This is a genomic window from Thioalkalivibrio sp. ALE9 (assembly GCF_000377445.1).
Classification (GTDB): domain Bacteria; phylum Pseudomonadota; class Gammaproteobacteria; order Ectothiorhodospirales; family Ectothiorhodospiraceae; genus Thioalkalivibrio.
In genome coordinates, this window is the sequence record NZ_KB898122.1 from 315,984 (window position 1) to 334,773 (window position 18,790).

The window sequence follows — 18,790 nt, forward strand, 5'->3', positions numbered from 1 at the left end:
TTTGTTTCGGGAACAGGGAACACCGGGACGGCGGGTAAGCCGTCGCCCATCATTTTCGGGGAACGCACGTGGAGCAACTGCAACAGCTCGTCGCCGAGGCGCGCGACCGCATCGAGGCGGCCACCGACCTGAAGGCGCTGGATGAGGTCCGGGTGCAGTACCTGGGCAAGAAGGGGTCGATTACCGCCCAGTTGAAGGAACTCGGCAAGCTGACGGCGGAGGAACGCCCCGCCGCGGGCCAGAAGGTGAACGAAGCCAAGGCCGAGGTCGCCGGTCTGATCGAGGCGCGCAAGGAAGCGCTGGCGCAGGCGGCCCTGGCGGATCAGCTGGCCAGCGAGCGGGTGGACGTGACGCTGCCGGGGCGCCGGCCGGGGCCGGGTGCCCTGCACCCGATCACGCAGACGCTTCAACGAATCGAGACCTTCTTTGCCGGTCTCGGGTTCCGCGTGGCCGAGGGACCGGAGGTGGAGGACGACTTCCACAACTTCGAGGCCCTGAATATCCCCGAGCATCACCCCGCGCGGGCGATGCACGACACGTTCTACTTCGACGCCCACCGGGTGCTGCGTACGCATACCTCGCCGGTGCAGATCCGGACCATGGAGCAGCAGAAGCCGCCGCTGCGGGTCATCGCGCCCGGGAGGGTGTATCGCTGTGATTCCGATCTGACCCACAGCCCGATGTTCCATCAGGTGGAAGGGCTGTGCGTGGATACGGATATCACCTTCGCGGATCTGCGCGGTGTGCTGAGCGCCTTCCTGCAGGCCTTTTTCGACCGTGATGATCTGGCCACCCGGTTTCGGCCCTCCTACTTCCCGTTCACCGAACCCTCGGCGGAGGTCGACATCCAGTGCGTGCACTGCGGCGGTGAGGGGTGTCGGGTGTGCAGCCATACCGGCTGGCTGGAGGTGATGGGCTGCGGGATGGTGCATCCGAACGTGCTGGGGCACGTCGGGATCGACGCCGAGCAGTACACGGGCTTTGCCTTCGGGCTGGGGGTGGAGCGCATGGCGATGTTGCGCCACGGCGTGAATGATCTCCGGCTGTTTTTCGACAACGATATCCGCTTTATCGGGCAATTCGGGCAGACAGGCTAATGCGTATCAGTGTGCAGTGGCTGCAGGAATGGCTGCAGATCGACGAAACCCCGGAGGCGCTGGGGCATCGCCTGACCATGGCAGGGCTGGAGCTGGACGCCCTGGAACCCGCGGCCCCGGATTTCAGCGGCGTGCGGGTGGGGCATGTCCTTTCGGTGGAGCCGCATCCGGATGCCGATCGCCTGCGCGTGTGCCGCGTCGCGGCTGGCGCGGCGGAGCCGCTGACCATCGTGTGCGGGGCGCCCAATGTGCACGAGGGCATGCGTGCGCCTGTGGCCGTGGTGGGGGCGGTTTTGCCCGGCGATTTCCGGATCAAGCGCTCGAAGCTGCGCGGGGTGGCCTCCGAGGGAATGCTCTGCTCGGCCCGCGAGCTGGGCCTGTCCGAGGATGCGGCGGGACTGATGGCGCTGCCATCGGACCTGGAGGCCGGCCTGGACCTGCGCGAGGCCCTCGGGCTGGACGACACCATCCTCGAGGTGGACCTGACCCCGAATCGGGCGGATTGCCTGGGGATGCGGGGTATTGCCCGCGAATGTTCGGCCTTGCTCGATCGCCCGCTGCACGCCCCGGACATGCCGGGCGTGCAGGTGCCCAGCGAAGCCCGTGTGGCCATTGAGGTCCGCGATGCGGAGGCCTGCCCGCTGTATGCGGCGCGGGTGCTGGAGGGGCTGGACGCGAAGGCTGCCACACCGGTCTGGATGACGGAACGCCTGCGGCGTGCCGGGGTGCGTCCGCTAAGCGCCATCGTGGATGTGACCAACTACGTCATGCTGGAGCTGGGCCAGCCCCTGCATGCCTTTGATGCCGGGCGCGCCGGTGAACGGATCATCGTGCGCCGCGGGGAAGGGGGTGAATCCCTGACCCTGCTGGGTGGGGAGCAGACGGTGAAGCTGTCGCCCAGGGACGTGGTGATTGCTGGAGAGGATGGGCCGCTGGCGCTCGCCGGCGTGATGGGCGGGGCCGCCAGTGCGGTCGACGACGCCACCACGCGGGTAATCCTCGAGTGCGCTCATTTTACCCCGCGTGCCCTGGCCGGCCGCGCCCGGGCCCACGGGTTGCACACCGATGCCTCGCACCGCTTCGAGCGCGGGGTCGATCCCACCCTGGTCCCCCGGGCCATGGAGCGCGCCACAGAGCTTCTTCTTGCGATCTGCGGAGGGCAGTGCGGCCCGATCGAGCAGACCGGCGAGACGCCGGCTCCGCACCGGGAGAGCGCGATCACCCTGCGCCCGGAGCGGGTCCAGCGGCTGCTGGGGATCACACTCGATGGCGCCGAGATCGAACGCATCCTGCGGGCGCTGGACTGCGAGGTCGAGACGGTCGGTAATGGCTGGTCGGTGCGGGCGCCGCGCGCGCGGTTCGATCTGGAACGCGAAGAGGACCTGATCGAGGAGCTGGCGCGGGTGCACGGCTACGATGCCCTGCCGCAGACCCTGCCGACGCCCGTGGCGCCGGTGACCCCGGACAATGCCCTGCGGTCACTGCGCGACGGTCTCGCGCGCCGCGGGTTTCACGAGATCATCAGCTTCAGCTTTGTTGCGGCGGACACGGCCCGGGCGTTCTATCCGGACGTCGAACCCCTGGCCCTGGCCAATCCCATCTCGTCCGACCTGGCGGTGATGCGCCCCGGGCTGTGGCCGGGACTGGTAACCACCGCGGCGTACAACCAGGCCCGCCAGCAACCGGATCTGCGGCTGTTCGAGCATGGTCTGCGGTTTGTCCCGGATGCCTCGGGCTTGCGCCAGGAGGCACGCCTGGCCGGTCTGCTCGGCGGCCGGGCGGCACCGGAGCACTGGGAAGGGGCCCCGAGGAAGATCGATTTCTTTGACGCGAAGGGGGTGGTGGAGACCCTCTGCGAGCGGCTCTCCGGGGAGCTGGGCTTCCGTATGGAACGGCACCCGGCGCTGCATGATGGTCAGTCGGCGCGCGTCCTGGTGGATGGCCAGGCGATTGGCTGGGTCGGGCGGTTGCACCCCTCCCTGTGCGAGCGATTCGACGTGGAGCCCGTCTACTTGTTCGACCTGGACGCGGTCGCCGTGGCCCGTGCGCCGGTGGCCCAGTTCAGGCCGCTGTCGCCCTATCCGTCGATCCGGCGCGATCTGGCGGTGGTCGTCGGCGAATCGGTCGCCGCCGGCGACGTGCTGGCGGCCATCCGGGAGCTGGACCTGGAGCTGGTGCAGGATGTCCGCCTGTTTGATCTGTACCAGGGCAAGGGCTTGAATCCGGACGAGAAGAGCCTGGCTTTGGGCTTGATTTTACGGGCTTTTGATCGCACCCTAGGCGAACAGGATGTGGCTGGCGTCACCGACGCGGTGATGCAGCATCTCCAGGCCCGGTTCAACGCAACCCTGAGACAATAAGGCGATGGCAGCTGTTACCAAGGCGGATCTTGCCGCCGTGCTAAACGAGGAACTGGGTCTCAACAAGCGGGAGGCCAAGGAATTCGTCGAGATGTTCTTCGAGGAAATGCGCCAGTCGCTGGAAGCAGGCGAGGGCGTAAAACTCTCGGGCTTCGGCAACTTCATCCTGCGCGACAAGAACCAGCGTCCGGGACGCAATCCGAAGACGGGCGAGGAGATCCCGGTATCCGCGCGACGTGTGGTTACCTTCCGCCCGGGGCAAAAACTGCGCGAGCGGGTAGAGAGCTATGCTGGAGGCGAGTAACCACCAGGAACTGCCCGCGATCCCGGGCAAGCGCTACTTCACGATCGGCGAGGTGGCGGAGCTGTGCCAGGTCAAGCCGCACGTGCTGCGCTACTGGGAGCAGGAATTCCCGATGCTGGCGCCGGTGAAGCGCCGCGGGAACCGCCGCTACTATCAGCGCCAGGACGTGATCCTGATCCGCCAGATCCGGGCTCTGCTGTACGAGGAGGGCTACACGATCAATGGGGCCCGCCAGAAGCTCTCCGGTGACGAGGCGAAGGGCGATCGCCAGCAGGCCCAGCAGATCATCCAGGACACCATCTCCGAGCTCGAGTCCGTACTGCGCACGCTCCGCGCCTGATCTTCCCGGCACCCGTGTTCAGAAAGGCCTTTTGAACCACCGAGGGCACAGAGTTCACGGAGAAGGTCTTTCGGGTCTGGTCGCGGGTTAAAGGGCCGCATCCATTGGGGCGCATCCCGTCTCCGAATCCGCGAGCCATCGATGCCTTCCGTTCCCTCGCGGTTCTCTGTGTCCTCCGTGCACTCTGTGGTGAACTAAACAGCCGTGTGCCGTGATGGGCGCTCGGTTCGCTTTGACGGTGTTGGGTGCTTTCGTGACGGCGGGGAATCGGATATAGTTCGCGGCTTCGGGGCGTGGCGCAGTCTGGTAGCGCATCTGCATGGGGTGCAGAGGGTCGCAGGTTCAAATCCTGCCGTCCCGACCAAACGGGAAGCATCAAAAAGGCCGCTTGTAGCGGCCTTTTTTGTGTCTGACGTCCGAGTTTGTCCGGGCGGGTCTATTCCATCGAGCGGCGACGCGCCTCGCGCTGGTAATGCAGCAAGGCGAGGTTGGTCTGGCGCTCCAGCCACTGGGTCATCCCGACAATCTCGAAGCCGGCGTATTCGTAGCCCTCCCGCGTACTGCGCCGCCGGTTGGCCAGGCGCAGGTCGCCCGAGAGCCGCTCACTGACGTCGGGGAGCAGCAGATTGGTGAACGCGAGGGTGGTGCCGGTCTCCAGCGTGTCGAGCGTGGCCGTGGCCAGCTCGATGCACATGCCCTGGCCCGAGAGATCGACGAGCTCGCCGATGACCGGGTCCTTCCAGCCGGGCGCGCGCAGTTCGATCTGCGGGCGCTGGGCCATGGGGATGTGAACGCGGAAGGTTTCGCGGCGCTGGAGATGCTCCAGTGTTTCGGGGTAGGGGCAGGCGTACAGGGCGCCGCCTTCTTCATGTTCGATCCGGGCCACGGTGGTGGAGAAGCGTACGGCCACGCCGCGCAGCGCGGCGAATACCCGCAGGGGCATACCGGAGGTGACATGCTGGTGCGCGCGCGGCGGATTCAGTTCGTCGAGAAAGAGTTCCTTCGCGGCGGGGTCCAGCCGGACCAGGGCCGAAGTGTACAGCGGGCCGTCGGCGTCGAGCCGGACGCTGACCAGGGTGAGCTTGTGGTCCAGGTCCTTGAGAATGCCGGCGATCCGGTCCGGCTTGTCGACCGTGTAGTCGGTTTCGTCCATGCGTCCGTGACGTTAGCTGGGTGTGAGGACGCAAGGTACTGGTCGAGCATCCGAAATGCCAGCATCGGTGCGAATAAGCTGCATCAGGCTTGTGTGATACGGCGTCCGCCACGGGTGTTGGGGCGGGTGCGCCCGTAGGGGTCGTAGGTCGCCGCCGGGCCGGCCTCTTCGCCGCGCAGGATCTGCATGGAGAGCTCCACGCGCTGGCGATCGCGATCGATCAGGCGTGCGTTGCCCTGGTTGAGGGTGTTGCAGCGCTCGATGGACTGGCGCAGGGCCTGCCAGTGATCGTTGAGGACGGCACCGTCGTCCATGCGCGAGAGCAGGCGGGCCATGCCCTCGGGTGTGAATGACTCGCTCGCGGCCTCGGCGATAGCGCGCTGCTGGCGGGTCTCGGTCTCGAGTTCCTGCAGCAGCCCCTGCTTGGTCGCCACGACCTCCTGCAGGGTCTCCGGGGTGCGCGCCTCGACCGCGCGGGTCTCCTGGATCAGGGCCTCTTCCAGTTGGTGGGCCAGCCGGATCGAGGTTTCCAGGGAGCGCAGCAGGCGATGGCGCGTGTCGGTGTTCATCGGTGAGGTCCGTGATTAGCGCAGCAGGCGCTCGAGGTCGATCATGCGGTCGGCCAGCTGTTCGTTGTCCACCGGGTAGTTGCCGCTGGCGATCGCCTCGCGCAGCTCGGCCACACGCGCCGCGTCGAACGGGGCGTTCTCGCCGGCGCTGGCGGCCGAACTCATCGCCTGGGCGGCGCCGGTCAGGGTAAGCGAATCGTTACCGGTGGTCGCGGCGCTATCCGACCCTTGCGCCCGGTTGGGCGCGCCGCTGGAGTCCTCGCGGCCCTTGACCGTGGAGCTCTGGCCGTCGGGGCGCAGACTGTTCGTATTGAGGCCCTTGATATCCATTGTGCCGTCCTGTCGTTGTAACTGTGCTGCAAGTGTTTACGGCCGCGTGTGCTGAAACTGTAGCCCTGTGGCGGTGGTTTTTGTAACACCGATCACAGAGTCGGCATCAAAGTGTCACCCGGACGTGCCCGGAGGGCTGGATTTCGCCCTCGACCACGCGCCCGGACGAGGTGTTCTTGACCCGGATGCGGTCCCCGAGGGTGCCGTTTTCCAGGGCCTCGCCCTGCATGCGGATGGCGATCGAGCCGTTTTCGGCAAGGATCGTGACCCGCTGGCCGCGGCTGACGATCTCGCGCTGGGTGACGTGCTGTGTGCCGATGATCTGGCCCGGACGAATGCTGCGCCGGGTCTGCTGACCGATGAGGGCCGACTTGTCTTCATGATAACTGCCCGCGTGGCGTGACGTCTCGATGCGCTGGAAGCGCAGATCGCCGCTGGTCAGCGTGTGCTGGCGAGGGAGGTTGCGACTGGCCACCAGCACCTGAGCGTAACGTTCCACCGTGGCCGGGACATACAGCTGCCAGGTGACCGGGCCCGCACACTGAAGGTGGATCGCGGTATTGCCGTCGCGGCGGCCGCCGGGCGGGAAACGGGCGTTGAGTCCGTCATGGCAGTAGGCCAGCCGGAGCCGGTTGTCGAGCTGGCCGATCTCGATATTGATGTCGTCGCTATGTTCGGCGTCCAGCTCCTGCAACAGAAACTGTTCCGCGGCCGCGCGGATCTCCGCAACTGGGTGGATCTCGGCGTGGGCCGGCACGGAGAGCGCGAACCACGCCACGAGAGCCATGAGCCCCATGGGGATGCAGCGTGATGTACAGGTTGTATGTGGATGCATATGCCGGTCCTCGCCGCCCGAGGGAATACCCCGGGTCTGCCGCGTCCGTTCGCGGACCCGAAGCTATGCAGGTTTGATGCCAGTTGTCCGGGCGGTGCCCGACTCAAGGCCCGGCGTTCAATGCCGTTATCCCTGGGAAGCGGCGCCAGAAGGCGCATACAGGCGATTGCAAATGACAGCCCGGGGGTGCGCGGTGCACACTGACCTCCCGGGAGCGGCTCGCGGCAGATGGGCGCGGGACAAGGAGAGCAGCACCATGAGTCAATTCATTGACGATGTGAACCAGCGAACGCAGCTGGTGGGTCAGAACCGGATGGAACTGCTGCTGTTCCACCTGGGTGGATCACAGACCTTCGGAATCAACGTGTTCAAGGTGCGCGAGGTTATCCCGTCGCCGCCGCTGCGCCAGATCCCGGGGTCGATGAGTGTGGTGCGCGGTGTGGCTACCCTGCGGGGCGGCACGGTGCCGATTATCGATCTGGCGCGGGCCATGGGCCTGCGCAGCGCGGCCGGTACGGGTGACAGTGGTGAACAGAAGGTGGTGGTCACCGAGTTCAACCGGTCGGTGCAGGGCTTCTGGGTATCGGCCGTGGACCGGATCGTGAATGTGAACTGGCAGGACGTGAAGTCCCCTCCGCGTGGTACGGGGCGCGAGTCCTTCCTGGTTGCGGTCACGGAGATCGACAACAAGCTGGTCGAGATCATCGACGTGGAACGGGTGCTTTCGATCGTCAATCCGCTGCCGTCGGAGGTGTCCGAATCGATTCGTGCGGACGCCACGCCAGCGGGGGGGCGCAAGGTCGTGATCGTTGACGACTCGGTCGTGGCGCGCAAGCAGATCGAAGGCGCGATCCGCGGTCTCGGGTTCGAATACGAGGTCTTCAAGGATGGTCAGGAGGCGCTCGACTTCCTGGAGCAGAAGGCCGGGGAGGGCCCGGTTCGCGACCAGATCGAGCTGGTGATCTCGGACATCGAGATGCCACGCATGGACGGCTATACCCTGACGGCGCGGATCCGGGACAATCCCGCCCTGAAAGATCTGAAGGTACTACTGCATTCCTCGTTGAGCGGCGAGTTCAATACCGACATGGTCAAGCGTGCCGGGGCCGATGCCTTTCTCTCGAAGTTCAACCCCGACGAACTGGCCAACGCGGTGCTCGACCAGACCGGGCGCGAGGGCCAGCAGGTCGAATGACGGCCGAGGGGAACGGGGTTGCCGCCCGGCAAGGTCGGGGCGGCGTCACATGGCCGACAAGGGCCCAGTGTCGTGTCCCGCCTGCGACACCGTATACTGAAACCCGCTACCGGGGATTCCCCCTGCGTTTCGTGGCGCGAGCGCCGCTGTCAAGGACTCGTCATCAGGATGCTAATCACCATGGACTGTGCTCGGGGATGAACCGGTGATCGATTCCCGCGATTACGAGGAGTTTTCCCGCTTCCTGCAGGACTGCTGCGGCCTGGTGCTGGGTGACAGCCGTCAGTATCTGGTGTCGAGCCGACTGTCCCGGCTGCTCGACGAGTTCGACTTCAAGAGCGTGCCGGAGCTCCTGCACGCGATGCGGCAAGCCCCGAATCCGCGGCTGCGCACCCGTGTGATCGACGCGATGACGACCAACGAAACCTCGTGGTTTCGCGATGGCTTTCCGTTCGAGATCCTCCGGCATGTGTTGTTGCCGGAGCTGGCTGCGAAGGGAAGCAGCATCAAGGTCTGGTCTTCCGGCTGTTCCAGTGGCCAGGAGGCCTACAGCATCTCCATGGTCGTCTCCGAGTGGGAGGAATCCCGCCCCTCGCGCAAGGTGCCGGTATCCATCCTGGGGACGGACCTGTCGGAGAAGATTCTGGATGACGCCCGGCGGGCGGTCTACGACGGCCTGAGCATTGTGCGCGGGTTGAGCGAGAGCCGCCGCGCGCGCTTCTTCGAGACCGTGACGGACGGCCACAAGGTCGTTCCCGAGGTACAGCGGCGCTGTCGTTTTCAGAAGCTCAACCTGATCGACAGCTACGCGGCACTGGGCAAGTTCGACCTGGTGTTCTGCCGCAACGTGCTGATCTATTTCTCCGGCGAGACCAAGCGACAGGTTCTTGACGGTATTGCGCGGCAGATGAATCCGGGCGGCTATCTGTTTCTTGGCGCTTCGGAGACGGCCGGCCCGTACACCAAGGCCTTCGAGACGGTTCGCACCGACTACGGCTCGGTCCTCCGGCTCAAATCCTGACGCCTCTCCGTCGCAGGGGCGCCAGGTCCGAAACGCCCGCGCAATGCGGCCGCGACTCGAATTGCTCCCTTCCCACGTTCCCCGCTAAGGGCGTCCCCAGCCGAGACGGATTCCCCTCGCTGGCATAGCGATTGCATCGGTCTCCTCGCAAAGGGCCGCAATGGCTGCGTCCCGGTTCTGGTAGCGAGGGTCCGCCACGGGCGGACAGGACGGAAACGATGAGTCTCTCTCTCGACAAGGCGATGGGCATCCTGCCGCAGGCGGTCAACGTGCGCGCCCAGCGCATGGAGCTGCTGGCCTCCAACATCGCCAATGCGGACACCCCGAACTACAAGGCGCGCGATATCGACTTTCGCGCGGTGCTCGAGTCCGCGGCGGGGAGCGGCAATCACTTGCCCATGGCGCGTAGCCAGGCGGCGCATATCGACCCCAATGCCGGGGCGATGAACGGGCAGGCCGAGGCGCTTTATCGCGTCCCGTCGCAGGCGTCCCTGGATGGCAACACGGTGGATCCGCAGATGGAACGTGCCGCCTTTGCCGAGAACGCGATCCAGTACCAGAGCAGTCTGGAATTCCTTAACCGCCGGGTCTCCGGCATCCGCGAAGCCCTGAGGGGCGACCGTTAACGCGGGCCTGATCGGGAGATCGATGTCGTGAGCAACATGTTCAGTCTGTTCAATACCTCGGCTTCGGCGCTGTCGGCGCAGTCGGTGCGCCTGAATACCGTCGCCTCGAATCTGGCCAACGCGAACACGGCGGCGACCAACCCGGACGAGGCCTACCGCGCCAAGCAGGTGCTGTTCCAGAGCGTGATGGACCAGGCCAGTCCCAACGGCTCGGCGACGGCCGTGCGGGTCGCCGGTGTCACCGAATCGCAGGCGGCGCCGAATGCCCACTACGAGCCGCACCATCCGCAGGCGAACGAGGAGGGCTACATCTTCCGCCCGGCGATCAGCGTGGTCGAGGAGATGGCCAACATGATGTCCGCCTCGCGCAACTACGAAGCGAACGTCGAGGTGATGGAGACCTCGCGTCAGCTGCTCCAGCGCACATTGCAGATCGGCCAAGGCTAGAGGAGCCCGCCATGACACAGATTTCCCCCGAATTGCTGGATCGCCTCGGCCTGTCGCGCCCGGAGAAGAAGCCGGAAGGCGAGATGGACCGCCTCGGGCAGTCCGACTTCCTCAAGCTGATGACCACCCAGCTGGAGAACCAGGACCCGATGGAGCCGATGGATAACGGTGATTTCCTCGGCCAGATGGCGCAGTTCTCCACCGTGACCGGCATCGAGCAGCTGTCCAAGTCCTTCGAGAAGCTGGCGCAGTCCCTGGGGCAGAACCAGACGCTGCAGGCGGCTTCGCTGGTTGGCAAGGATGTACTGGTGCCCGTCGAGTTTGGCGAGCTGGGGCCCGACGGGGGGGTGAACGGCGCGGTCGATCTGGAGCGCGCCACCGAAGAGCTGCAGATCGACGTGTACAGCCCTAATGGCGAGCGCATTCGCCGCATGAATATGGGCGCTGCCGGCAGCGGCCTGCAGGAGTTCACCTGGGACGGCATGCGCGACGACGGCACCTTCGCGCCACCGGGCGTCTACGAATTCAAGGCCACGGCCCGCTCCGGGACCCAGTCGGAGGCCGTGGATACCTTTCTGGATGCCCGCGTGGAAAGCGTCGCGGTGGGCAGTGACTCCGGGCTGGCACTGACCGTGCAGGGCCTGGGCGAGATCAGCTTTTCGGATGTACGGCGGATTGGCGGCTGACGCCCCGCAACAAGAACCCTGACGGAGGAAACACCCCATGCCCTTCAATATCGGATTGAGCGGACTCAACGCGGCCCAGGCCGATCTGCAGACCACCGGTAACAATGTGTCCAACTCGGGGACCACGGGGTTTAAACGTTCCCGTGCCGAGTTCGGCGATGTGTTCGCCCAGAGCTTCGGCGGGATCAGCCAGACAGCCATCGGCTCCGGCACACGACTGCAGGCGGTCACCCAGCAGTTCTCGCAGGGACGGACCGAGTTCACCGAGAACGGCCTGGACCTGGCGATCAACGGAGAGGGTTTCTTCGTCCTTAATGACCAGGGCAGCACGGTCTACACCCGGGCGGGCGAGTTCCAGGTCAACCGTGACGGCTTCCTGGTGAACAATCAGGGCCAGCAGCTGCAGGGATATCCGCCGCAGGATCCCAATACCGCCGACCCGAACTTCAACACCGGGCAGCTGGAAGACATCCGTCTGCAGACGGGTGCTGCGCCGCCCAGGGCCACCACCTCGGTGGAAGCCCTGCTTAATCTGCGGTCCGATGCCGAAGAACCACCAGTGGCCCCGTTCGATCTCACGGACCCGGAAACGTACAACTTCTCCACATCCCTGACGCTGTATGACTCGCTCGGAACCTCGCGCGACGCGAGCATTTACTTCGTCAAGGGGGCCAATGACCTTGAATGGACCGCCCATGTCGGCGTGGACGGCCAGGAATACGAGTCTTTCGACCTGACGTTTGATGGCAGTGGAGCGTTGGCCGATGTTCAGCCGGACCCCGCGCAGGTGACGGTCCCGAGCGCCGATCTTGGCAACGGTGCCGAGGATCTGGTGTTCGAGATGGATTTTGGCGGCACCACGCAGTATGGCGGGGACTTCGCGGTCAATGACCTCAATCAGGACGGATTTGCCTCGGGGCGTCTGACCGGGGTGGACATCGATGACTCCGGGGTGGTGTTCGCGCGCTTTACCAATGGCCAGTCCACGGTGTTGGGCCAGGTGGCGATGGCCAACTTCACCAACCCGCAGGGGCTGGAGCAGCTCGGGAACAACAACTGGGCGGAGACCTTTGCCGCGGGTGAGCCGGTCTTTGCCGCGCCCGGGACCGGCAACCTCGGCACCATTCAGGCCGGGGCGCTGGAGGCCTCGAACGTGGATATCGCCCAGGAGCTGGTGAACCTGATCACCGCGCAGCGCAACTTCCAGGCGAATGCGCAGACGATCTCCACGGCCGACCAGGTCACCCAGACGATCATCAATATCCGCTAAGTATCGGATAAGTTGGTAAAGAGGGCTTGAGCATGGATCGATTTCTGTACATCGCGATGTCCGGTGCGAAGGAGACGATGCACGCACAGGCCATCAACAATCACAACCTCGCCAACGCCAATACCGACGGCTTCCGCCAGGCCCTGGCCACCGCGGATACGGTGCCGGTACGCGGCCCGGGCTATGCCTCGCGGGACTACACCCAGGTGGGTAACGAGGCGGTGGATTTCAGCAAGGGCAAGATGCAGAGCACCGGCCGTGATCTGGACATCGCCATCGAGGGCGAGGGGTTCATCGCGGTGCAGGGACCGGAAGGGGAGGAGGGCTATACCCGGGCCGGTTCGCTGCATGTGGATGCCTTCGGCCTGCTGCGCACCGCGCAGGGTCACCAGGTCCTGGGGGATGGCGGGCCGATTGCCATCCCGCCGGCGGAGCAGATCGAGATCGGCACCGACGGGACGATCAGCGTGCGCCCGCTGGGCGTGGGTCCGGAGGCCCTGGCGGCGGTGGAACGCATCCGCCTGGTCAACCCGGATACGGACGAGCTCCAGCGGGGTGATGACGGTCTGTTCCGCCTGGCGGATGGCGGCGAGGCGCCGGCGGATGCCGAGGTGCGCGTCGTCTCCGGGATGCTGGAGGGCAGCAACGTGAACACGGTGGAGGCCCTGACCCGAATGATCGAGCTGTCCCGTCACTTCGAGATGCAGGTGAAGATGATGGACAGCGCCAACACGCTGGAACAGAGCAGTAACCGCTTGCTGGGCCTCGGGTAATTTCCCGGGACTCGCGCGGCACTTGAGAGAAAACAGGAGAACACCATGAACCAGGCACTGTGGATCGCCAAGACCGGCCTCGACGCGCAGCACACGCGCATGTCGACGGTCTCGAACAACCTGGCCAACGTGAATACCACGGGCTTCAAGAAGGACCGGGCGGTATTCGAGGATCTGATATACCAGACGGTGCGCCAGCCGGGCGCCCAGGCCACCCAGGATCAGCAGCTGCCTTCGGGCCTGCAGATCGGCACCGGCGTGCGCGCCGTCTCCACCGAGAAGATGTTCCAGCAGGGCAACCTGCAGCAGACGGACAACTCGCTGGACATCGCCATCGAGGGGCGCGGCTTCTTCCAGATCCTGCTGCCCGACGGCAACGTCGGCTATACCCGCGACGGCAGCTTCCAGCTGAATTCGGACGGCCAGGTCGTGATGTCCAACGGCTACCCGCTGCAGCCGGGTCTGTTCGTACCGGAGGACACGCAGTCCCTGGCCATCGGCAAGGATGGCACGGTGACCGCGCAGATCCCGGGTCAGGCGGCGCCGGTGGAGCTGGGCAACATCCAGCTGGCGGACTTCGTGAACCCGGCGGGCCTGCAGGCGGTGGGCGAGAACCTGTTCCGCGAGACCGCCGCGTCCGGCGTGGCACAGCAGTCCCTGCCGGGCCTGAACGGGACCGGCACCGTGGTGCAGGGCTCGCTGGAGACCTCGAACGTGAACATCGCCGAGGAGCTGGTGAACATGATCGAGACCCAGCGCGCCTACGAGGTGAACTCCAAGGCGATCTCCGCGGCTGACCAATCGCTGCAGTTCGTCAACCAGACCATCGGGTGATGTGATGACGCGCCTCGGAACCGTTCTCCGCCCGGCCCTGGCCGTGACCGCCGCACTGCTGCTGTCCGCCTGCGCCGCCACGCAAACAACCAAGCCGGACGACAACCCGGAATATCGCCCGGTGATGCCTGCCCAGCCGGTCCCGCAGTCGCAGAACAATGGCGGGATCTACCAGGCGGCGCATTCCCAGGGCCTCTTCGAGGACTACAAGGCGCGCAACGTGGGCGACATCCTCACCGTGATCCTGGCGGAGAGCACCAACGCGCAGAAGTCGGCGTCGACCTCCACGGGCAAGGATTCCAATCTCGACCTGGGGAACCTGTCGGCCTTCGGCCGCGATGCCACCTTCAACGGGCGCCCCCTTTTTGGCGCGAGCAATTCGAGCTCGCGTGACTTCGACGGCTCGGGGGATTCCTCGCAGAGCAACCAGCTCGACGGCGAGATTACCGTGACCGTGGCCGAGGTCCTGCCCAACGGCAACCTGGTCGTGCAGGGCGAGAAGTGGCTGGGGATCAACCAGGGCGAAGAATACGTGCGCTTTCGCGGCATCGTGCGCCCGGTGGACGTGACCACCAACAACACCGTGCTCTCCACGCAGGTCGCCAACGCTCGTGTCTATTACGGCGGTTCCGGCGTGCTGGCGGACAGCAACACCCCCGGCTGGATCACGCGCTTCTTTAACAGCCCGATCTGGCCCTTCTGACGCAGCGTGCGCGCGGCGAGGTACGACATGGACTCGATATCCCTCAAACAACCCGCGAACGACCGCCGGATCGTGGCGCTCGGCGACTGGCGGCGCTTGGCCCTGCTGGTTCTGGTAGCGCTGCTGGTGGCCGGTCCGGGGAGCGCTTCGGTGGCGGCGCAGACCGCCATCCAGCAGCAGGCGGCGATGCAGGAGCGCAGCTACATGGAGCGAGTCAAGGACGTGGCCAGTGTCTCCGGCGTGCGCGAGAACCAGCTGGTCGGGTACGGCCTGGTGGTGGGCCTGGACGGCACGGGGGACCAGACCACCCAGACGCCGTTCACCGTGCAGAGCCTGAACAATATGCTCGGCCAGCTCGGGCTGACGCCGGATGCCGGCAACCCGCAGCTGCGCAACGTCGCCGCCGTGATGGTGACGGCCGAACTGCCGCCATTCGCCAAGTCCGGCCAGCGCATCGACGTGACCGTCTCGTCGATGGGCAACGCGACCAGCCTGCGCGGTGGCACGCTGCTGATGACGCCGCTCAAGGGGGCGGACGGGCAGACCTACAGCATCGCCCAGGGCAATCTGGTGGTCGGGGGCTTCGGGGCCGAGGGGACCGATGGTTCGCGCATCACCGTGAACGTGCCGAGTGTCGGCCGGATCCCCAATGGTGCCACAGTGGAACGCGAGGTCCCGACCGCGTTTGCCCAGGGGGATCATGTCACCCTGAATCTGCACCGCCCGGACTTCACTACGGCCAACCGCCTGGTACAGACGGTGAACGATACCTTCGGCCAGGGGGTCGCCCATGCCCTGGATGGATCGTCGGTGCGCGTGCGCGCGCCGTCCAACCCGGATCACCGGGTCGGCTTTGTCGCGGAGCTGGAGCGCCTGCCGATTGAACGTGGTGCGCCACCGGCGCGGGTGATCGTCAACTCGCGCACCGGGACGGTGGTGATCGGCTCCAGCGTGCAGGTGACCCCGGCCGCCGTCTCGCACGGCAGCCTGACGGTGACGATCAGTGAGGCCCCTCAGGTCGTCCAGCCGGCGCCCTTCGGCGCGGGCGAAACGGCGATCCAGCCGGATACCGACATCGCGATCGAGGAGGGCGACAACACCATGTTCCTGTTCGATCCGGGCACCTCGCTGGACGAGATCGTGCGCGCGGTGAATAACGTGGGGGCCGCCCCCGGTGATCTGGTCGCGATCCTGGAGGCCCTTCGCGAGGCCGGCGCGTTACGCGCGGAGCTGGTGGTCATCTGATGATTACCCCGGGCGTCGATACCCAGATGCAGGCCCGCGCGGCCCTGGCCTCGGACCCCAGCGGCCTGCAGGATCTGGCCCGGGGAGCGCGTTCGGGCGATCAGAAGGGCCTGGAGGCCGTCGCCCGCGAGTTCGAGGCGATGCTGATCGGCCAGATGCTCAAGCAGATGCGCGAGGCCTCGTTGGGCGATGGCCTGTTCGACAACGACCAGAGCAAGATGTACCTGGAGATGCAGGACCAGGAATTCGCCAAGGCCATGAGCCAGGGTGATGGCATCGGTCTGCGCGATGCCCTGATGCGCCAGCTCTCCGCGCAGCAGCCCGCGGATCCCGAGGTCCTGAACGACCCCGATCGCCAGGCCGCGCTCGAGCTGCCGCGACGTCGGTCGGAGCTCGACACCCTGCGGGCCCTACAGGGGGATGCGCGCCCCGAACTGCAGCCCGTGGGGCCGCAGCGGCCCGAGGCCGTGACCCCGCATGCGGGCGAGGCGCCGACGCCGCCCCCCATCGCCTGGCCACCACGGGATGCCGCCGACTTTGTGCAGAGCCTGGAGCCCCTGGCGCGGGATGCGGCCGCGGAGCTCGGGGTCGAACCCGGCATCCTGCTGGCGCAGAGTGCCCTGGAGACCGGCTGGGGGCAGCACGTGCCGTCGCGTGCCGACGGCCAGCCGAGCTTCAACCTGTTCGGGATCAAGGCGGACAGCCGATGGAACGGGGATCAGGTCTCCGTGGGCACCCTCGAATTCCGGGAGGGGGTTGCGCAACGGGAGCAGGCGCGCTTCCGTGCCTACGCCGATCCGTCGGAGTCGTTCTCCGATTACGTCGACTTCATTCGCAACAATCCGCGTTACCACCGGGCTCTGCAGGCTGGAGATGACGCGCAGTACATCCGCGAACTGCAGGATGCCGGTTACGCGACCGATCCGGCCTATGCGGACAAGGTCTTGCGCCTGCGCGATCAGTTAGCCGCGCACCAGGGCAGTGGATCGACTCAAGTCGCGGCCGATGCGGCCGTTACCCGTACCGAGGGGTAGAGCATGAAGCAGAAATGGCCCAATCCGGTGGTTGAACGAGCGGTTTCGCGGGAGGCGCGGGCATGAGCGCGTCCGGGATCGGCACCTCGGCCCTGCTGGCCTTCCAGCGCGCGATCGGGACGACCAGCAACAACATCGCGAACTCCGCGACCGAGGGCTACAGCCGGCAACGCACCGAGTTGTCCAACCTGACGCCGCAGTTCCTGGGGGGCAGCTTCCAGGGACAGGGCGTGCAGGTGGACACGATCCGGCGCATCTCCGACGACTTCGTGAACACCCAGCTGCGCAATTCGATCTCCGATCAGTCGAATGCCGAGCTGAAGGCCTCGCTGGCCGGGCGCATCGACGACCTGCTGGGCAGCTCCAGTTCCGGTCTGACGCCGGTACTGCAGGACTTTTTCGACGCCGGCCAGGATCTGGCCAACGACCCGACGTCCAGTGCCGCGCGCACGGTCTTCCTGACCGAGGCGGAATCCCTGGCTGAGCGTTTTGCCTCCATCGACCGGCGCATCGAGGAGCAGCGCGACATCATTAATGGCCAGATCCGCACCAACGTCGAGGAGATCAACTCCCTGACCGATGCGATCGCCGGGCTCAACCGCGAGATCGTGTCCAAGTCCACGCAGGGCACCCCGAACGACCTGCTGGACCAGCGCGACCGTGTGCTGAACCAGCTGGCGGAGAAGGTCAACGTCCGCATCACCGAGCAGGATGACGGAGCGGTCAACGTCTTCGTCGGCAACGGCCAGGCCCTGGTGCTGGGCGGCAACAACCGCGAGCTGGTCGCCGAGTCGCTCACAGGCGACCCGCGCTCCCCGGACATCGGGCTGGCCACCAGTGGCGACCCGGTGAACATCTCCCGCTTCATCCAGGGCGGCGAGCTGGGTGCGTTGCTGGAGACGCGCACCGGGATCATCGACGAGGCCCAGAACACCCTGGGCCGGCTCGCGATCAGCATCGGGGCGGAATACAACCAGCAGAACAACCTGGGGCTGGATCTGAACGACGAGCTGGGTGCGGATATCTTCGGGATCGGGGATCCGGCGGTGCGCAGTTTTCCGGGGAACAGTCTGAACGCGGTGCCGGGCGTGACCTTTGGTGATACCCGTGACTTGACCACATCGGATTATCGCCTGAGTTACGACGGGTCGGACTACCAGCTCACACGCCTTTCGGATGGTGAAACGACCACGCTGAATCTGGATGGCGACAACGTGGCGGATCCGGTTGACGGACTGGTGATCGATGTCGACGGTCTCGGTGGCGCCGTGGATGGTGACGAATGGCTGATCCAGCCGACCCGGAATGGTGCCCGTGACCTGTCGGTCGAGATGAGCGATCCGGGCGGCATCGCAGCCGCCGCTGCGGTGCGGGCCGATGTGGGTGGAGACAACGCCGGAGATGCAAGCATCGGTTCGGTCCAGGCGGTGGACGCCACTGATCCGGATTTGCTGGCCGATGCGGTGGTGACCTACGACGAGGCGAACCAGGAATTCTCGGTGAATGGGGAAACATTCGCACTGGATCCCGATGGGGTAACAACGATTACCGCCAACGGCTGGGAAATGGAGATCCGTGGCACGCCTGCCGATGGCGATACCTTCGAGGTCAGTAGCAACGAGGGGTATCCCGGCGACAACCGCAACATGCTGGCGATGAACGAGCTGTCGGACGAGCGCCTGGTGGGCGGTGACCGGACCTTCGGGGACGGCTACAACAGCCTGCTGGCGAATGTCGGCACGCGCACCCGGCAGGCCCAGGTCGCGCAGGAGTCCGCCGATGCGCAGCTGGCACAGGCGCGGGCGCAGCGTGAGGCAGTGTCCGGCGTCAATCTGGACGAAGAGGCGGCGGATCTGATCCGCTACCAGCAGGCCTATCAGGCGGCGGCCCAGGTCATCTCGGTCAGCAACTCGCTGTTCGACTCACTGCTCGGCGCCTTCCGCCGCTAGCGCCCACCGGGAGACACGG

At 65.9% G+C, this 18,790-nt stretch carries 20 protein-coding genes and 1 tRNA gene; 17 read left to right on the forward strand and 4 right to left on the reverse strand.

Going from position 1 to position 18,790, the window contains the following annotated elements:
• The first annotated feature begins 68 nt into the window (after positions 1-68).
• The 5 genes from pheS (at position 69) to D106_RS0101510 (ending at position 4,465) form a co-directional block, all read left to right on the forward strand.
• Positions 69-1,097, forward strand: coding sequence for a phenylalanine--tRNA ligase subunit alpha (pheS, locus tag D106_RS0101490; protein ID WP_018878975.1), 1,029 nt, complete (start codon positions 69-71; stop codon positions 1,095-1,097).
• Entirely contained in the window at positions 1,097-3,457 is a 2,361-nt protein-coding gene (pheT, locus tag D106_RS0101495; RefSeq protein WP_018878976.1) for a phenylalanine--tRNA ligase subunit beta, read from the forward strand. Before pheS ends, pheT begins: the two co-directional genes overlap by 1 nt.
• A 4-nt stretch (positions 3,458-3,461) precedes the next feature.
• Positions 3,462-3,761, forward strand: coding sequence for an integration host factor subunit alpha (locus tag D106_RS0101500; RefSeq protein WP_018867323.1), 300 nt, complete (start codon positions 3,462-3,464; stop codon positions 3,759-3,761).
• Positions 3,745-4,101 carry a MerR family transcriptional regulator gene (locus tag D106_RS0101505; protein ID WP_018867324.1) on the forward strand — a complete coding sequence of 119 codons (357 nt, stop codon included), beginning with the start codon at positions 3,745-3,747 and terminating at the stop codon, positions 4,099-4,101. The genes D106_RS0101500 and D106_RS0101505 overlap by 17 nt, the downstream gene beginning before the upstream one ends.
• Before the next feature lie 287 nt (positions 4,102-4,388).
• Positions 4,389-4,465: transfer RNA gene (locus D106_RS0101510), tRNA-Pro, on the forward strand.
• Positions 4,466-4,537: 72 nt separating this feature from the next.
• Here the strand turns inward: D106_RS0101510 and D106_RS0101515 are convergent.
• The 4 genes from D106_RS0101515 to flgA all read right to left on the reverse strand — a co-directional run bounded on the left by D106_RS0101515 (position 4,538) and on the right by flgA (position 6,949).
• Positions 4,538-5,254, reverse strand: a complete 717-nt coding sequence (locus tag D106_RS0101515) for a flagellar brake protein (RefSeq protein WP_018867325.1) — start codon at positions 5,252-5,254, stop codon at positions 4,538-4,540.
• 83 nt (positions 5,255-5,337) lie between these two features.
• Entirely contained in the window at positions 5,338-5,823 is a 486-nt protein-coding gene (locus D106_RS0101520) for a flagella synthesis protein FlgN (protein ID WP_018867326.1), read from the reverse strand.
• 15 nt (positions 5,824-5,838) lie between these two features.
• Positions 5,839-6,153 (reverse strand): flagellar biosynthesis anti-sigma factor FlgM, encoded by a 315-nt coding sequence (gene flgM, locus D106_RS0101525; protein WP_018877831.1) that lies wholly within the window; start codon positions 6,151-6,153, stop codon positions 5,839-5,841.
• Positions 6,154-6,259: 106 nt separating this feature from the next.
• Positions 6,260-6,949, reverse strand: a complete 690-nt coding sequence (gene flgA, locus D106_RS0101530; protein ID WP_018878977.1) for a flagellar basal body P-ring formation chaperone FlgA — start codon at positions 6,947-6,949, stop codon at positions 6,260-6,262.
• Positions 6,950-7,244: 295 nt separating this feature from the next.
• On the opposite strand from flgA, the gene D106_RS0101535 reads away from it, so the two are divergent.
• From D106_RS0101535 to flgK, 12 genes are all read left to right on the forward strand, one after another.
• Entirely contained in the window at positions 7,245-8,183 is a 939-nt protein-coding gene (locus D106_RS0101535) for a chemotaxis protein CheV (protein ID WP_018878978.1), read from the forward strand.
• A gap of 205 nt (positions 8,184-8,388) precedes the next feature.
• The gene (locus tag D106_RS0101540; RefSeq protein ID WP_026280534.1) at positions 8,389-9,204 is read left to right on the forward strand and encodes a protein-glutamate O-methyltransferase CheR; all 816 of its coding nucleotides are present in this window, start codon (positions 8,389-8,391) and stop codon (positions 9,202-9,204) included.
• Positions 9,205-9,422: 218 nt separating this feature from the next.
• Complete coding sequence (gene flgB / locus D106_RS0101545; protein ID WP_038028802.1) at positions 9,423-9,830, forward strand: flagellar basal body rod protein FlgB; 408 nt, start codon at positions 9,423-9,425, stop codon at positions 9,828-9,830.
• 27 nt (positions 9,831-9,857) lie between these two features.
• Positions 9,858-10,277, forward strand: coding sequence for a flagellar basal body rod protein FlgC (gene flgC / locus D106_RS0101550; protein ID WP_018878980.1), 420 nt, complete (start codon positions 9,858-9,860; stop codon positions 10,275-10,277).
• A gap of 11 nt (positions 10,278-10,288) precedes the next feature.
• Positions 10,289-10,963: a flagellar hook assembly protein FlgD gene (locus D106_RS0101555; RefSeq protein WP_018878981.1), complete on the forward strand. Its 675-nt coding sequence runs from the start codon at positions 10,289-10,291 to the stop codon at positions 10,961-10,963.
• A gap of 37 nt (positions 10,964-11,000) precedes the next feature.
• On the forward strand, positions 11,001-12,233 hold the full coding sequence (gene flgE / locus D106_RS0101560) for a flagellar hook protein FlgE (protein ID WP_018878982.1): 1,233 nt from the start codon (positions 11,001-11,003) through the stop codon (positions 12,231-12,233).
• 32 nt (positions 12,234-12,265) lie between these two features.
• Positions 12,266-13,006 carry a flagellar basal-body rod protein FlgF gene (flgF, locus tag D106_RS0101565; RefSeq protein WP_018877826.1) on the forward strand — a complete coding sequence of 247 codons (741 nt, stop codon included), beginning with the start codon at positions 12,266-12,268 and terminating at the stop codon, positions 13,004-13,006.
• Positions 13,007-13,051: 45 nt separating this feature from the next.
• On the forward strand, positions 13,052-13,840 hold the full coding sequence (flgG, locus tag D106_RS0101570) for a flagellar basal-body rod protein FlgG (RefSeq protein ID WP_018873722.1): 789 nt from the start codon (positions 13,052-13,054) through the stop codon (positions 13,838-13,840).
• A 4-nt stretch (positions 13,841-13,844) separates the two neighbouring features.
• Positions 13,845-14,543, forward strand: a complete 699-nt coding sequence (flgH, locus tag D106_RS0101575; protein WP_018867337.1) for a flagellar basal body L-ring protein FlgH — start codon at positions 13,845-13,847, stop codon at positions 14,541-14,543.
• Between the two features lie 27 nt (positions 14,544-14,570).
• Entirely contained in the window at positions 14,571-15,788 is a 1,218-nt protein-coding gene (locus D106_RS0101580; RefSeq protein WP_018867338.1) for a flagellar basal body P-ring protein FlgI, read from the forward strand.
• On the forward strand, positions 15,788-16,822 hold the full coding sequence (gene flgJ / locus D106_RS0101585; protein ID WP_018878983.1) for a flagellar assembly peptidoglycan hydrolase FlgJ: 1,035 nt from the start codon (positions 15,788-15,790) through the stop codon (positions 16,820-16,822). The genes D106_RS0101580 and flgJ overlap by 1 nt, the downstream gene beginning before the upstream one ends.
• Before the next feature lie 62 nt (positions 16,823-16,884).
• Positions 16,885-18,771, forward strand: a complete 1,887-nt coding sequence (flgK, locus tag D106_RS0101590) for a flagellar hook-associated protein FlgK (RefSeq protein ID WP_018878984.1) — start codon at positions 16,885-16,887, stop codon at positions 18,769-18,771.
• The last annotated feature ends 19 nt before the right edge of the window (positions 18,772-18,790 follow it).